Below are 17,713 nucleotides of genomic sequence, written 5' to 3'. Positions count from 1 at the left end.
TAATAGTTAGTTTTGTGCTATCGGTTTTTTGTATGGATTTGGGATCCATGATGCAGGTTTTACAAATCCTGCGCTTAACATTCCTTCCGGAGATTTATCTTTTGATAAAGCCAATAATGCTTTTTGGAAACGCATTGCATCTTCTTTCGAAATTTTCTTACGATCCAATACTACAGAACACAATGGCATTTTTTCAGTTTCTCCAATCACTCTAAAATCGTCTTCGCTGGCAACATCTACTGCACAACTTGCCGACATCACATAGTCAGATACAATAGCAACTTCTGCTTTTTTATCCATTAGCTCGTTGATGCTTTCCAAACAGCTCGCTTTATAGTAGATTTTTCCAGGTTTAATATTCATGTTTTCCAATTGATGTAAGGGAGCATGGTATTTTTCATATGCATCTTCCTGACCTGCAACCAATGTTCTTCCATTGATATCGGCCATGGTTTTAATGTCTGAATCTTTTCTTACCAAATAAACACCAGTTAACCATTGGTTATCGTACACGTCAAGAATATCAGCAATTCTTTCATAACGAAGGTGATTCTCTTTCATCAACATGAAAGCATTCCATGGCTTTGTAATCACTCCATCATGAATTTTTGCCTTTAATTGATCTTCCATCATGTATGGCTCCATATAATAGGTAATCTGCAAATCAATATTAAATTGTTCCATCAATTGCTTTTGCAATTCCTCATACTCTCTTGCTGCAATATCGTGAATACAAGCACATGCAGTTTTCTTGCAATACGTATCGTTTAATGCAAGATTAATGGTTAATACCTTCTCATTAGATGATGGCTCGCCACAACAAGGCATAAATGCTGTTTCCTCAAACCCTTCATCTTTCTTCTCTTCCTTCTTAGGCTTCTCGTTACACGCTGCAAACACACTGATCAACAATGCAATTGCGGATAATTTAATTAGTGATTTCATATTATTAAGCTTTAATATACTACATCGGATTCCCCTATCACCTGTTTTCATTTAACAGATCAAAACCCCTATATTGTTAATTCAAAAACGTCCAAACTTATAAAAAAAGGAACACTTTTCTATCTAGGAAATGCAATCAATAACTCTAAGTGTTTGCCTATATGACACTATTCCTATAAAAATGGATGAATTAAAATGTGATTTTCTACATTATTCATAATCCCTCTAAATAAAATACGTTTTCATGATATGCAATTCTCCTTAATGTATGCTTTTTAATAGTTCTACATTAAGGACAACACATTTTATAATTTGGATGAATGAGAAGGTCTAATTTTAACCTTAATTAACCAAGGGGAAATAATTACATGTAATTTTTCATCTGTTTTTGGTAGTGAGAAATACTATGAGTTTGCACATACAAAAAAAGACCGTCTAAAAAGACAGTCTTTCACTTCAATATAAACTTGATTTACTTCGAAGGATAATTCAAATCGAACTCATCATCCCCCATAACACATTGTCCTGTTTGGTCTGAACATGTTTGAAAATCAAAAGTTCCCTCAACATGTAATGGTAAACTTTTTACCTTAATCTTTTGACGCATTTCGGCAGTATTTTCGAAATAACTTACATCACCTTCCCAAATTTTGTCGTATTTCTTATGAGCATTAATTGGCTTTACTTTCCCAATACGCTCATAGCTTGCATGATTTTCAAAATCAAATTCGATTAAGATTGGTCCTAAATCCGGATCAAAATCATTCGAATAAACATGCCAGCTTTTGTCAATTTTTGCTTTAAAAACCACTTCGATTACATCACCTACTTTAATGTCTTTTTTAGACAACTCAACAGTCCATTTCGCTGGTGTTAAAATTTGAGCAAATGAACCAGCTGACACACTTAACATTAGTACCAATAGTACCGCAATTTTACTTTTCATATCCTTATTTTTTTCTAATAAAAGAGTTCCCTCTTTAAATATTAATGTTTATTCCTTCTGCTCTTAAGACAATAATAACACCAAATAGGGTGAAACTAAGCTGCATTTTTTAAGCTTAATTAACCTTTGTGAATTACTGTATAAAAAAACCGTCTCAATTGAGACGGTTTTTTTATACTTTATTATCACACAAACATCAATACCAATTACTTGTTGTAATAGTTTTGAATCCCTTTTAGAGTTGTTGAAAGCTCTTTCCCAATTGCTTTGAATGTCTTTGTTTTAGGCGCTCCTTCATTCACCTTGAAATAGCATTCCAATCTCAACTTGGTTTTCGATTTGCCTGATGGTTCGATGTAGTAATTCACTACATAGTATTCTACCGGATACTGAGAATCTTCTGACCTAAAACAAATCCTTTTAGCAGCTTTTGCAAAAACCGTTACCTCTTCTCCTCTTTCTGTTCCATCGGTCATTTTTACCAAGCGATATGCTTCGTAACCGTCTCCCTCTTTCTCTACAGACTTTACAAACTCTGAATTGTATTCATCTACCTTATCCAAGACTGAAATTAATTTCCACACTTCATCAGGGCTCGCATTAACAACTCCTTCTCGCTGAAGCGTTGGTGGAAGTTTTGTAGCTGCTGTCATTGCACTCTGAGCGAAGGCTGTACCTATACTTACTGTAAATACAGCTACTAATAAAATCAAATATCTTTTCATATCTTCTTGTTTAAGTTAAGGTCCCAATTACCAGTTAGGGCAATTGGGACTTCCCCCTTTCAATATGGCAATTACAGATTTTAATTGCCCTACTAATGTATTTATATAAACATTTTCTTGTTCTAGTGGAAAATAGACTCCAAAAGTTTTTCCAACTTCTCTCCTCTTAAATTCTTTCCAACAATCTTTCCATCTTTGTCAAGAAGTACGATAAATGGAATTCCTGAGAACTGATACTCTTTCATGATATCTTTACCAGCCTTTGGTGCTTGAACTTGTGGCCATGGCATTTTCTCCTTGCGCATTGCTTTCATCCATGCATTCTTGCTTTGATCGATAGAAACACTTAGCATTTCCAATCCCTTGTCATGATACTTCTCATACTCTTTCTTTAAGTGAGGAATCTCCTGACGACAAGGACCACACCATGATGCCCAGAAATCAATCAATACGTACTTTCCACGGAAATCCTTTGGACCATAGTTCTTGTCACCTTTCTTTGTTGGGAATGAAAAATCCGGAGCAACTTTACCTTCCATCATTCTCTCTCTTGCTGCTTTGGCCTCTGCCAGTTCATTCTTATAATCTAATAATGGTTGATAATTTGGATTCTTTGCTTCCAGAGTCTTAAGAATATTCTCTTTAAGTTCCTTATCACTTTCTTTTCTTAATGAACCTAAGACTGAAAGAATTGAATTTCGATCAGCATAGTGCTTGGCCACGTAGCGCATGTAAGCATCACTTTGCACATAGTTTCTGTTATAACCCTGAGCAGCACTTTCTTTCCATTCTTTACAATCTGATTTCGAAGCTTGATATATTACTTTCCCTGCAGCGATCATCCCCTGGTAAGAACGATAGCTGTTGAATGATAACAAGTTCATTACCTCATTGTTTGGTCCACCTTTTATATATACAAACGGAGGGTTCTTGATCTTGATTTTTGCAGTATCTCTTCCTCTAAAATCGATTTCCAAATCTTCATCTTCAGCCCAGAAACGTACCGACTGCCATTTTTGACAATCCAAAACGTAAACCCCTGGTTGATCTACGTTCATTTTGAACTCATAGGTGTTATCTGGTTTCAACTCTACCGAATCAATAATTGTCTTTTCAAAACCATTTCTCTTAACAATTGTCATCTTATAGCTATTATCAGGAAATTCCACTTTTCCCTTAATGGTGATGGTATTGTCTTTTGGTTGCTGTGCACAGCTAAATAACATTACACTGATTAGTGCGATTAATATTGTTCTCATCTTTTTAATTAATAATGAATAATTAGTATCGAATATTTTTTAAGATTTTAACAAACTTCTTTCGTTCTAAAACCTTCTATATATTTTTCACTTAAAACTTCCTATTTCTTCTTTGCCGGTTTCATTCCTCCCAGTTTCATCATGGGTACTGAAATAATTTTGGTTCCAGCCTTCTCTGCTGCTTTGTCTGCTTTGTCAGATTCTATCTTTGCTGTTTTTGCAGCATCTGCATTTCCGACCAATTCCAACAATTTTGCTTTGGTTGCCAGATATCCTGATTTATGCTCCACTCTACCTTCCTGTTCTGCCGCATAAGCTGCCCAACGCAGTGCTCTTGTCAATAGTTCTTTATCTTTTGAAGCTTTCGCAATCATAGATGCTGCTGAATCGAAATAACCGAACTGATTTTCGTAGTTCTTCAACAAAGCAAAATCCATTGCTCCATCAATTACAGTTGCATATTTGCTCCAATCATTTTGTCTTTGATATTCGTTCTTTAAAGCAATTGCAATTAATTCTGTTGCTTTTGGAAAATCCGAAGTTTGTAGATCTTGAATCATTCTGTCAAAACCAGCTTTGTCATACTCTCTTCCATTTCCTGGATAGAAGAATTGAAAGGATTCGATTTTCTTACTGAAAGTATTGTAGATCTTGTCATCAATCTCTTTTTGTCCATGTATTTCAGCAAAACGATTCCTGTTCACAAGAACAAATCTAAACTCATCAGTTAAAGGTTCTTTCATGAAATACTTGATAATATTCCAGTTTTCCTTTTTTAACAAGTCATCCTTAGCCAAACTTGCAATGTACTTATTTGCTTTTCTTGCTTCTTCTTTACCCAGGTTGGCCAAACGCAATGCTCTTAGGTAAGAAAACATGAATTCTCCATCTCTTTTACCTGTTTCATAAGCCTTCGACAAAGCTGCGAAGTTTTTATCTTCTGCTCGAGCTTCTTTTACATACTCTATGAATTCATCTGCTCCATAAGCTCCTACAATTCTGTGGATGACTTCTCCTTTAGTGTTGATGATCAAGAATGTTGGATAGGCATTAATCTTCCATCCCGGTTTCAACTCAGGGCCTTCCCCTTTCTCCATATCAATCTTGAAATTCACAAAATTGCTATTGAAGAAATCAGCAACATGATCCTGCGTGAAAACATCTCTGGCCATCATCTTACATGGTCCGCACCAAGATGTGTAACAATCCACAAAAATCAGTTTGTCTTGCTTTTTGGCTTTTTTCAAAACCTTTTTCCAGCTTGCATGTTCAAATTCTACCTCGCGGTTTTGAGCTTCAACATTTCCTGACAGAAAAAGGAGCATTAGTGTCACTGTCATTAATGTAAATACTTTCTTCATTTGGTTCCTTTTATTATTAGTAGGTTTCTTGTTTAAAGTATATTCAAATTAGATCTCAAAGTAAAGATCCAAGCCGGTTCCCTATTTTTCGACTAACTTACCTTTCAATTGCTGAAAAGCATTTGCAAAGCCTGGATTTATCCCCTCTATCTTCATACCCATATCACACCATTCTGCAACCTTAGCTCTCAACTCTTTATCTTGAACTGCTCTCTCAACAGGTAAGGCGTAATTGTACAATGACATTGCTCCTTTATCGATACTTCCATCCTTTAAGTATTTTGATACTTTCGTGATATAGGCGCCCCAATCTTTTATAGATCTTGAAGTTGACATTTCAGAATAAGCCTTTATCGTTTCTTTGCTCCTTACTTTATTCTTTTTCAACTGATTCAGAAAGCTCTTCTTTTTCTCCTGATTCAAAACAAAATCGCCATTCTCTTTCTTGTCACAAAGCTGATTACCTTCTCTCAGGAAAGTGAAATATACCTTGTCCTCCACCTCTTTTTGTCCAAAAACTTCAATAAACTCTGACTGATTATTTAGCACCAACTGAAAGGCTTTATTGTGAATAGACTCAACGTACTTCTTAAGAAGATTCCAGTTCTCCTTTTCCAGTAAATCCTTCTTCTCCAATTGCTCGAAATAACGGTTGATTACGCTAGTCAGTTGCTCTTTTTCATTAGCAGCTTCAAGTTTTTGTAAATATTCCAGAACAAACTTTTTATTGGCAACTCCCTCCTTCTTGTATTTTGCATGATAGCTTGAAAGAGTTCCTGTTCCTTTTAGAGCCTCAGCGGCGAACTTTAGTAGTTCTTCTTTCTGAAGTGCTCCAACAGCTTTATGGATGATTTCTTGTTTTGCATTAATTACCACCAATGTTGGGTATGCATTTACTCCAAGAATTGTCTTCAAACTTTTCCCAGGTTCCTTTTCCATATCCAATTTCACATTAATGAAATTCTTATTGAAAAATTCTCCAACCTCTTGTTGAGTAAAAGTATTTTTAGCCATCATTTTACAAGGGCCACACCATGTGGTATAGCAATCTATAAAGACCATTTTTTGCTCTTCATCTGCTTTTTTTAAAATTGTACTCCAATCTGAATGATTGAATTTGATTCCCTTTACTTCATTTTCATCAGTCAGGCTATTTGCCATGATATTGTTTGAAAATGAAAACAGAACCACCAGTACAATTGATAATAATCTAGTATTCATTCTTTGAGTTTTAAGAATAGAGATATAGTCTTGCCAAGAGAGGCCTGAATTATGATCAGGCTACTCTCAACAAATTATTAGACTATGAAATTTTTGATTTATTTTTGAATTGAGATGATTCCTTCTATAAGTATCCGGGATTCTGAACCAAACTTCCCTTCGTGATTTCAATTTCTCGCTTAGGAATTGGTAGCACATATTTGTTTTCCGGAAGATCTTTGTTCTTCAGTTTTCTACCTGTTCGAATTAGGTCGTAACGATGTAAACCTTCAAAGCACAACTCCAATTCCCGCTCCAATAAAATTCTGTCAATTAAAGCATCTGCATTAGCAAAATCTCCAGTAGTATAATTGGTAAATTCACTATCTGCTCTACTTGCAATAGCATTTAACAGATTTACTGATTCTTGATTTACTCCCGAAGTTCTGGCCAATGCCTCGGCCCTGGTTAAATACATTTCAGAAAGACGAATCATTGGAATGTTATCTCTTCCACGATCATTATTAAATTTGGCCGTTGTCAATTTTGTTGGGTTTTGCCCCTTGGTGTAAGCTTGCCAAATTAGTTTGGTTTTTCTTTGATCCGTATCTGTATATTTTGCCAAGAAATCATCGGCAGCATATGCAGAATATTTGTGGTAGTAAGAAAAATAATGAGTCCCAAACTGATGGTCACCATTGTTCCATGTCAATGGAATTGCATAGATGTATTCCGCATCTAAACTAACATCATATCCACTACTCATTGGAAATACAGATCTTAAATCAGCATTTAACCTATAGTTTTCATTCCCAATTAAAAATGCAGATTCACTGGCAGCCTTTTCAAAATTTCCCATATAAAGATATACTCTTGACAACAAGGCATGCACACTTCCTTTGGTTGCGCGTGCTCGAGTTTCTAAGTCATCTTTATAGTTTTCTTTCAAATCAGGCAATGCGTCTGTTAAATCTTTAATAATCTGACCGTAAGTTTCTTGAACTGTTGAACGAGTAATGGCATTACCGGCATTCCACTTGATTCCCTCATATGGTGTTAATTGCAAAGGTAAACCTAAACCATTCATTTTTCCTGTTAAGGCGCCATCTCCAAAAAGTTTTTGAAGCATTAAATAGTTATAAGCTCTTAAAAATTTAGCTTCGGCAACATGTTGCCTGATAACTTCTTCTCTGTAGGTACCAAGTTTTGGAGCAGATTCAATAATTACATTGGCAACATTAATTGCTGAATAAGATTTTTCCCATGAACCACCAACAAAGTAACTATCATCAACCGGAATTTCTCCTGAGTTTACAAGATCATAGTAATCGCTTTTGCTTACCAACAAGTCTGTTGAAAAATCACCAAATATATAAGAGGTAGCATTATTGGCCTCAAAGGTTTTATTGTAAACATCCATTAAGGCTGATTCTGCAGAACTTTCTGACTGAAATACTTCTGTCTCTACAGTTGTATCTTCAGGTGCTAGATCCAGTTGCTTATCACAAGCTGAAAGTAGACAAGCCAGAACAACAATTGCCAATCCGTATCTATTGTATTTTCTATCTTTCATCTCTTTCATTTTTAAAGTCCAATTTTAACTCCAACCTGAATTGATTTTTGCTGAGGGATCGTTAATTCATCATTTCCAGCATATGCCGCTGACGACCCAAATGCACTCACTTCAGGATCTGGACCACTGTATTTTGTCCATGTAAGCAGATTGGATCCTTTTAAATACACTGCTAAACTTCTAAGTCCTATTCTACGAATTCGCTCTGGATTAAAGCGGTAAGTTAGCGAAATATTCTTTAATCGAATAAATGAGCCATCTTCAAGAAACCTGTCTGACTGTCTACTTACCGTATAGTCAGTCTTTCCATCCCCAAATCCAGTTTTAACAATAGACTTATTATTCCTCTTTGGAATATCGGTTTTATGACCAGCAATAATCCATTCATCCAAAATATCACGACTTAAATTACGATAATTCTGATCAGAATAGGTAAGCAATTCCGCTCTTGTTCCATTCATAATTTTTCCTCCATAAGAAAAAGCAAACATCGTATTCAATTCAAAATTCCTATAAGAGAAAACATTAGTAATACCTCCAGTAAATTCAGGCATGCGATCACCCATAACAAATTTATTATCTGTCGTAGCATTGCTCGTAATAGAGGCAGGAGGAGTTGTTGAGATGCTTCCATCTGAATATCTCCATAGAGGGTTACCTGTTAGTGGATCTACTGAATGCCAATCGTACAGGAACCATGCAGTAGCTGATTCACCTACTTGATAAAAAGCATATGCTGTCTCGGCACCACCCGGTTTATACGAACCATCTACATTCAGATTTGTAACCTCATTGGTATTTTTTGCAATATTAAAATTGGTACTCCACTTAAATTCCTTATTTATATTCAAGGTATTTAAAGAAAATTCCACACCTTGATTTGTCATATCTACCAAATTCTGTTTTTGACCTGAATATCCGGAATACCATGGTACAGAAGATCGTATCAACATGTCTATACTCTTCTTATTGTAATAATCAAAAGTGAATTGAACTTTATCATCAAAAAGAGTAAGATCCAATCCGATATCCAGTGTCTTGGTTTTCTCCCATTTCAAATCAGGATTACTAGCTTGCTCAACTTCTAAAATATTATTACTACCGTATTTAGGAGCTTGCTGTTTCAATACATATTGTCCTTGGTGCCCATAATAACCACCTGAGCCTGAAATCCCACTAAATCCCAAACTAGCTCGAATTTTTGCATCAGTAACCCAAGTATAGGCTTCCATAAATTGTTCTTTGGAAAATCTCCAACCTAAAGAGAACGAAGGGAAGCCAACGTACCTTTCATTCTTATTAAAACGAGATGAACCATCAATACGGTAGGTAACCCCTGCCATATATTTATCTAGCCATCGGTAGTTCATTCTTGCAAAGAAAGACATCATTGCCCACTCTCTTCGCACTGCCTGACCAACCTTTGATTTATCGGCTTGACTTATACTTAAAACATCATTCGTAGGGAAACCTTCACCGCTAATATTTACAATATCTTCATCTGATGTTTCAAATGACTGTCCTATTACTCCATTAAAAACGTGTTCGCCTAGCTCTTTATAAATTGTAGCTGTATTGTTGAACACATATTTCATATTTTGTATGTTGGTCTGATTGGCATTCCCTTCTCTATCAATCTTCTCATAAGCCATATTTTTATTATAAGCTTTAGATACCATCAAATCAATACCAAATTCTGAACGAAAAGTCAACCATGGCAAGGCCTTGTATTCTGCATACAAATTACCAATCAATCTTCTATCTCTCACATAGTTAATCGATTCTTTTGCTGTCGCAACAGGATTGAATTGAGATTGCTTATTTTCAACAAAATTATACATCCCATCTTCATCTTTTACAGATTTACTAGGGTTAGCAAGAATAGAATTTCTATACACACTACCTGAGTTTAAAGAGTTGTTATCTGTATAAGAAAATGTCAAATTATTACCAAATCTAAATTTCTCACTAGACTTGTATTCATAATTGATTCTTGATGTATATCTTTTAAAATCGTTGTTAATTACATAAGAATCCTGATCGAGATAAGATAATGATAAAAAGTAAGTGCTTTTATCTGTTCCTGCAGATACTGTTGCTGAAACATTATTTGTAATTGCTGTTCTTGTTACTTTATTGAACCAATCTGTATTTAGCCCCTTATTAAAACGGTAATTCCCGTCTTTATCCGGACCTTCATAAGCATTGTAAAAATCAACATATTGATCTCCATTTAAAACATCGGGTACACCAACAGGTTCTGCGACCAATGTTGAGATATTTAAATTGACTTTAGGTTGACCTTTTTTTCCTCGTTTTGTTGTAATTAATACAACACCAGCTCCACCTCGTGACCCATAGATTGCTGTTGCATAAGCATCTTTTAATATCTCAATGGACTCAATATCATCCATATTCAGATTGGCCAATGGGTTTCTTTCAAATTCGGAATTGGCTCCAATTTGTCCAGAAGCACTATTTCCTCCAATTGCAACTGCTGCAATACTTCCTTGTGAAAAGGAAGTGCTTGAATGACTTCCTACACCATAAACAGGAACCCCATCAATAATAAAAAGTGGATTATTATCCCCATCTAATGATGTTATTCCTCGAATGGTAATTGCTGTAGCACTTCCCGGTGCTCCACTACTAGAGTTAATTTGAACACCAGCAACTTGACCTGCCAATGCATTATCGATACTTAAAGCTGGTTGCTCTAATGCTTCGAGATTAATTGAAGTCACTGCTCCTGTTAAATCCCTTCTTTCCTGAACACCATAACCAATAACTGCAATTTCCTTTAATGCCACATTATCGGTTTTCAACAAAATGTCATAATGTGATTTTTGTGTCACTTTAATTTCCTGCGAAACATATCCAATCGAAGATATTAACAAGATATCTCCTTCATTTGCTGTAATTAAAAATTTTCCATCGAAATCTACAGCAGAACCATTGGTAGTTCCTTTTACAATCACCGTAGCACCAATGGCCGGTGATTTGTCTTCACTGATTAAAACAGTACCTGTTATTTTTTTTGTCTTAAGTTCCTGCGCTTTGTATGATTGAGCGTGAAGATTTCCTCCAAGCATAGTCATTATAGCCAGCAACATGACCAATATCTTATTCATATTCATGAGATTTACTACATGTTCTCTGAAATGCCTATTCTATAGGCTCTATTTAATGCAAACCATTATAGTCTGCACAACACGAATCATCTGCCAATAATTTGTGTTTTTGATAGAAGTGAGAGTCCCGCCCTTAACGAGACTCTCCTAATGATTAGTTCAATGTACCTTTCCAGGCATCAGTATATACTTTTGCGCTACCTTCGGCGTCTTGACCATTACCTCCAAAGATGTGAATAGTATTTCCGTCAACAACAATTGCCTGACCATATCTTGCAGCAAATCCTTCAGGAAGTGCTCCTGTTTTCATTTCTGTCCAGTTTACACCACCGTCTTCTGAAACCCATAGGTCATTGTAGAATACGTCAACCGAAGTAGTTGTTTCACCTTCTGTAACTTCCTTATTACCTAAACCGGCAAGAACATACATTCTATCATTGTAAACAAAACAAGAGAAACTAGCACGAGCTGCAAACGGAGCTGCTACATCAACTTTTGTCCAGCTTATACCATCAGCAGACTTGTAAATCTCATTGAAATAATTATATGGGAATTTTGTTCTTCCTCCAATTAAATACAATTCGTCTTTGTAAACGATTAATTTACTATCAGCTCTTGCTACAAAATCTTCTCCGAATTGTGCATCTAGTGTTGACCAGGTAGCACCTCCATCTGTAGATTTCCAAACATCATTCATGGCACCTTGAGGAGCACCAAAACCTACAGAATATCCACCTGTTAGGTAAAGATCACCATTCAAATTAGCTACAGAAGCATTGGTTCTGGCTGTAAATTTCTGCTCATCCGAAGCACCTTCATTTACTTTGGTCCATGTTTCTCCGTCTTCCGATGACCATACAGTATTGATTCCGTAACCATTACCAGTCTCTCCCCAAACTTCATAATCAGATGGCGTATAACCACCGATTAACAATTGCTTGTTACCATGTTTAACTGCTGCGGCACCTAATCCCATACCATACTCCTTGAAAATATTGGTATTTACTGCAGAAAACTCAGTACCATCGGTTGAAGAATGAATTCCGTAGGTGTGTCCTCCAATACCTGAAGCACCTTTTTTACCTCCCATAACAAAATACTTCTCTCCAATTTTGAAACCAACTAAAGATGTGTAATCCGGGAATTTAGCATCTGGAGCCAAGTTGGACCAAGCTGTAATATCCTTTGCGACATTAACAACAACAGTATAGCTTACTTGATTTGTTCCATTTTCTGCTACTACTTTATAAACTACCTCACTTGAAAAATCCATTGCTGCAGAACCACTAGTTTGCTGAGCATCACCAACATAAACGCTAGACATAGGAACTGATGAAAAAACAGGAGTCAAAGAAGATGCGTCAAATCCATAAGGTAAGGCAATCTGATTGGTAATTATACCATTATCACCAATGGTGAATTCATAATCTTTTAATGCTTCATCTGAAAAACCAAAAGACAAAAATCCGGTTAGGTCACTTAAATTTTCATCATCGCTACATGAGCTTAAAGCTCCACTAAACACAACTGCACAAAGCAGTAATACAACATTCCACGAGTTTTTAAAAACTTTCATAAAATTTAATTTTAGGTTATTATTTGAGTTAATTCAAAACTTTTTACTGGCTTGATTCACTTCATTTAAAAAGTAGTTTCTACTCCATCATTTGTGAACAAAACCAAGAATACTTCATTAATTATCAAACCAATAACAAAAATCGACCTGTATTTTAGAGGCATATAACATCCCCACTTACCAATCTATTGATTGATATTATTTTCAATTCAGACCAATATTTGTAACTAAATCATGAAAGGATTACCATGCCCTGCCAGACAGGGTAACATTTTCATTTACTACATTTTTGATTATTTACTTGACAATTTATTTTAAAAACCAATTCGCAAACCAAGACTGTATGTTTTGGTCTGAGGCATCGTTATCTCATCATATCCTGATAAGAGTGATGAAACTCCAAAAGCACTTACTTCCGGATCTAAACCAGAATAGTTGGTAATGGTAAATAAATTGGTTGCCTGAGCATACAATTTAATTTTATCCAATTTTAACTTCTTAACGAATTTCATCGGAAAATTATAAGCCAACACAAGTTTTTTCAATCTTATAAACGATGCATCTTCATAAAATCTTGAACTTGTTCGACTGGTGGTATAATTATTCTGTGCCGTGATGGATTTATTAAACAAAGCCGGACGACTGTTTATTTCCCCTTCACTTCTCCAGTAATTTTGAACATCAACTGATAAATTATTCACTTCGGTTGTTGTGTAGGTATTTAATATTGCAGCTGTACCATTCATTAGTTTTTTTCCTTCAGCAAAAACTAAAAAAGCACTAAATTCTATTCCTTTATATGACACCACATTACTAATACCTCCTGAATATTTTGGAATTCCGGAGCCCAGAGCTTTTCTATCATTTAAATCCGTTGGAGGAGTCTCTCTTAAAGTTCCATCAGCATATCGCCATAATGGATTTCCATTTTCAGGATTTACACCCTCCCATTGATATAGCATAAATTGCCCTGCTTCCTTTCCTTCCTCAAAATATTTGTATGCCTTATCTGCCCCCCATACTTCATAACCATTCTGATTAATTTCCAATACCTTATTACGATTATAAGCAGCGGTAAGAAACACATCCCAGCTTAATTCTCCACCTAGAATTTTGGCATCGCAAGTCAACTCTATTCCTGTATTTTTCATTGCACCAACATTCACCCATTGTTTTGTATAACCAGATATTGCTGGTACATCCGTAAACAACAGCAAGTTATTTACTTTTTTAGAATAATAATCTAAGTTAAGATGAACATTATTGCTCAGTAGACTCATGTCGATTCCTACATCAAAATTCTCAGTTTTCTCCCACGACAAATTGAAGCTTGAGCTTCTTGCTTCTGTAATAATGTTCTTATTTCCATAAGTCAATTCGTCCTGATGAGGTTCGTAAGTCCTTAAGGCTCCATAGGTATATGTGGATTGTTCCACTCCTGAATAACCGAAACTCGCTCTCAGTTTTAAGTTATTGATGATCTCTTCCCCTTCTTTATTTAAAACAATATATCCTGCTGAAAAGGCTGGGAATATTTGATATCTATTGTCTTTGTTAAAACGAGATGATCCATCAATTCTGTAACTGATTCCTGTAAAAATCTTTTGTTTGTAATTATAATTTAATCTTCCAAACCAAGATGCCAAGGCATGCTTTCTCTTACTTGTGGAATAATCTGTTAATTCATAACTATTTCGATTATTAATTCTATATGAGCTTTGATAATTTAATTGTTCTTCCTTTTGTCTTGAATGTTCAAAACTCTGCCCTAAAACAAACTTTAGCTTATGATCTCCAAATGACTTATTTCCAGTTAATGTATTCGTAATTACATATTTTCTTGAATAACCATCTGTTTCAATGGTTAGTTTCTCATCATTTTGATAACTATTTCGATAAGATGACAAAGCATCCGTTTCAATTAAATTAACTCCAAGATCACAACGATATGACAAATTATTCACAATTTGTAAATCCGCATATACATTCGCAATGATATAGTTATCTAGAATTTCTCCTTTATCATTTTGAGCCATTGCCACTGGATTCTCAGTATAATCACCATATGGATTTCCTTCTGTAGAAAAGTTAAATCCTCCATCTGAATTATATATTGGCAAATTAGGAGCTTTTAATATTGCATCACGATAAATTTTGGGAGCCAATAAGGAATTATTCTTCTCTGCTGTCAGCGATATATTAGATTCTATTAAAAATCGGTTATTGATTTTTTGCTGAAAATTAAATCTTGCAGTATATCTTTTATAATCTGCCCCAATTACATATGACTCCTGAGTTAAATGAGAAAAACTAAAGTATAAAAAACCATTGTGTTTCTTATTTTGTATGGACAAAGCCAATTTATTACTTGTAGCATTTCGCACCACTTTATCGTACCAATTGGTATTAATATCATTCGGAAAAACAACTTCTTTTTTCTTAAGCTGGCTATAATAGTTGGAATAAAACGATGAATACTCTTCTCCATTCATCAAATCAGGATTATTAACAGGTTTAGAAATTCCTGTTTCCATTAAGAGATTAACTTTTAAGCCAAATTTTCCAGGATGTTTCGTATTAATCAGAATAACCCCTGCTGCTCCCCTCGAACCATATATGGAAGTCGAGAAAGCATCTTTCAATATACTAATTGATTCAATGTCCTCAGGATTCACAACGTTTAATCCATTCTTTTGAAAGAATGTGCTTTCCCTAAGATCGTTGTAAACGTAGTTATCAAACAATCCAAATGCCTGACCACCCGATACAGTTTGATAAGTTATCCGACTCAATCCTTCCTCTGTATTAAACAGTGGAACCCCATCCACTACAATCAATGGACTATTGGCATCTGGCTGTAATGAGGTTACTCCCCTAATGGCAATGGTAGATGAGCTACCAGGAACACCAGAACTCTTTTGAAACCATACCCCACTGGCAGTACCTGCCAAGGTCTCATCCAAATTATTAGGAACTTCTCCGGTCATGCTATTGGTAACGGAACTTACCGCACCTATTTGTTCCTCTTTGGCTTCCTCACCATAGCCAATAATATTCACTTCTTTAAGGTTGATTACATCGGTACTTAATCGAATGTCTTCAATCATTTTAAGACCAACTACAATCTCCCTACTATTAAAACCAATTGCTGAAAATATTATTGTATCCCCAACCAGGCAGTTTAATGTATAATAACCATCTTTATCACTTGCTGTTCCTCGAGCTTCATTCTTTACCTTAACAGATGCTCCAACTATTGGAAGACCATCTTCATCGCAAAGAACTCTACCAATCATGATTTTCTGAACTTTAACCATTCGAGCTACATCTGTTGGATTTGCAGCTCTCAATTTAGAAGCTGGAACTTGACCACTTGATTTTCTAATAATAATTTTATCCTGATATAGAACAAATGAAAATCCCTGTGGATGAAGCACCAGACTTAACAATTCTTCAAGAGGAAGAACCTCTTTATCCGGAATATTGGCAAAATATCCCTTAATTCTATCTGTATTATAAACAAAGGATACATTAGTCTGCGATTCAATTTCCTGAAAAAAAACTTCAAGTGGCATACTTTGCCCCATCGAATTTAAAGAAATTGGTATGGACTGGGAATAAGTTTCGAAAGAAATTACAACTAGGAAAAGCTTGAAAACTAAGCCTACCAATACCTTACATCCATTATTAATAACAGATATTTTACAAACAGTTGAAAATTTGTTTGTACTGAATCGATATTTTTTCCTAATTTTGTCGTACATAATGCTAGTTGAAGCAATTGCGCTTGTTTCAATTACATTTTTACTTGACAAGTAAATTTACTACATGTTAGTTGAAATACCGAAGAACTGCCATTCTTTGGTATTTTTTTTGTGTTTACTTAAAACACCTAGTCCATTAAAAATCACCTTTTGTTCCTAATATAACCAAGTTATTCTCCATTTTATATGAAAATTCACTGGTCATTTCAAGAATTTTAATGACTTCTTCCAATTTTTCATTTTCGAAATTTGCTGTGATTCTTAAATCTTTCAAACTGCCATCTGTAAATTTAAAATTCACACCATACATTCTATATAAGGTTCTGGTTATTTCTAATAAAGTGGTGTTTTCAAAGTGCAAGTTCTTATTTATCCAAGCCACATCCTTTTCGTTATCAACCTGTAACTTATCAAAGGATTTATCACTACGATCAACAACTCCCTTTTGTCCTGGCACCAAATACATACTTTCCTGCTTCTTCTTCAACATTCCCTGAGTATGAGTAAATGCAACTTTTCCGGTCAATACCGAAGTTTCCATTTTTTTTTCTTCCGGATATGCCTTAACATTAAACGAAGTTCCCAAAACTTTCACTTCTGCCTTTTTTAGACCAATCACAAAAGGCTTTTGCTCGTTTCTGGCAACATTGAAAAAAGCTTCTCCCTGTAAAAACACATTTCTTTCATTACCCGTAAAATTCCTTTTGTACTTGATACGACTATCTCCGTTCAAAAAAATATGAGTTCCATCGGCAAGCATTAATTCTTTTTGATGACCAGGATTACACTCGTTCACCTCGTAACCCATTGTGTTTAGAATTGAAAAAGGATCCTGAACTTGATGCCATGCAATTACTGAAATCGAAATTAAAGCAATTACAGAAGCTGCAATATGATACCAGGAACGACTGAAAAGTTTCTTCGCTACTTTTTTATCTTGCTCTTCCGCTTTTATTCTAGATTTTACATTATTTAAAACTCGTGATTTATCTGAAATCGAGCTTTTCAAGTCCAGATTCTCCCACTCCGCTTTTAAATCATTAAATAGCTTTTCATTCTCTGATGAAGCTTTAAGCCAATCCCCCAATTGGCCAGCCTCTTTTTCAGAGATTTCTCCAGCAAACTGCTTTGCTATTAACTGATTTATTTTATCCATTTCCGTCATTGTATTCTTGTAGTTCAATTTTAAGACAGTAATTCTTTAAGCTTCCACTAAAAAAAAAATGAAAAAAA

The 17,713-nt window shown here is 35.2% G+C and carries 11 protein-coding genes; all 11 read right to left on the bottom strand.

Annotated features, from left to right (window positions below; translation table 11 throughout):
* Positions 1 to 6: 6 nt before the first annotated feature.
* On the bottom strand, positions 7 to 945 hold the full coding sequence (locus BXY64_RS06790; RefSeq protein ID WP_170150597.1) for a phosphate/phosphite/phosphonate ABC transporter substrate-binding protein: 939 nt from the start codon (positions 943 to 945) through the stop codon (positions 7 to 9).
* 472 nt (positions 946 to 1,417) lie between these two features.
* Positions 1,418 to 1,891, bottom strand: coding sequence for a protein-disulfide reductase DsbD domain-containing protein (locus BXY64_RS06785; protein ID WP_120239142.1), 474 nt, complete (start codon positions 1,889 to 1,891; stop codon positions 1,418 to 1,420).
* A gap of 206 nt (positions 1,892 to 2,097) precedes the next feature.
* Positions 2,098 to 2,616 carry an SRPBCC family protein gene (locus BXY64_RS06780; RefSeq protein ID WP_120239141.1) on the bottom strand — a complete coding sequence of 173 codons (519 nt, stop codon included), beginning with the start codon at positions 2,614 to 2,616 and terminating at the stop codon, positions 2,098 to 2,100.
* 122 nt (positions 2,617 to 2,738) lie between these two features.
* Entirely contained in the window at positions 2,739 to 3,875 is a 1,137-nt protein-coding gene (locus tag BXY64_RS06775; RefSeq protein ID WP_211334422.1) for a TlpA disulfide reductase family protein, read from the bottom strand.
* 101 nt (positions 3,876 to 3,976) lie between these two features.
* Positions 3,977 to 5,236, bottom strand: a complete 1,260-nt coding sequence (locus BXY64_RS06770; RefSeq protein WP_120239139.1) for a thioredoxin family protein — start codon at positions 5,234 to 5,236, stop codon at positions 3,977 to 3,979.
* Positions 5,237 to 5,317: 81 nt separating this feature from the next.
* Positions 5,318 to 6,457 carry a thioredoxin family protein gene (locus tag BXY64_RS06765; protein WP_120239138.1) on the bottom strand — a complete coding sequence of 380 codons (1,140 nt, stop codon included), beginning with the start codon at positions 6,455 to 6,457 and terminating at the stop codon, positions 5,318 to 5,320.
* Positions 6,458 to 6,581: 124 nt separating this feature from the next.
* Entirely contained in the window at positions 6,582 to 8,009 is a 1,428-nt protein-coding gene (locus tag BXY64_RS06760; protein ID WP_170150596.1) for a RagB/SusD family nutrient uptake outer membrane protein, read from the bottom strand.
* Positions 8,010 to 8,020: 11 nt separating this feature from the next.
* Positions 8,021 to 11,140: a SusC/RagA family TonB-linked outer membrane protein gene (locus BXY64_RS06755; RefSeq protein WP_170150595.1), complete on the bottom strand. Its 3,120-nt coding sequence runs from the start codon at positions 11,138 to 11,140 to the stop codon at positions 8,021 to 8,023.
* Positions 11,141 to 11,294: 154 nt separating this feature from the next.
* Positions 11,295 to 12,716, bottom strand: coding sequence for a Kelch repeat-containing protein (locus BXY64_RS06750; RefSeq protein WP_120239135.1), 1,422 nt, complete (start codon positions 12,714 to 12,716; stop codon positions 11,295 to 11,297).
* 314 nt (positions 12,717 to 13,030) lie between these two features.
* Positions 13,031 to 16,291, bottom strand: coding sequence for a SusC/RagA family TonB-linked outer membrane protein (locus BXY64_RS06745; protein ID WP_170150594.1), 3,261 nt, complete (start codon positions 16,289 to 16,291; stop codon positions 13,031 to 13,033).
* A 325-nt stretch (positions 16,292 to 16,616) separates the two neighbouring features.
* Positions 16,617 to 17,636 (bottom strand): FecR family protein, encoded by a 1,020-nt coding sequence (locus BXY64_RS06740; protein ID WP_211334421.1) that lies wholly within the window; start codon positions 17,634 to 17,636, stop codon positions 16,617 to 16,619.
* Positions 17,637 to 17,713: the final 77 nt, after the last annotated feature.

It is taken from the genome of Marinifilum flexuosum (assembly GCF_003610555.1).
Classification (GTDB): domain Bacteria; phylum Bacteroidota; class Bacteroidia; order Bacteroidales; family Marinifilaceae; genus Marinifilum; species Marinifilum flexuosum.
This window is presented reverse-complemented; position numbering and strand designations above follow the sequence as displayed.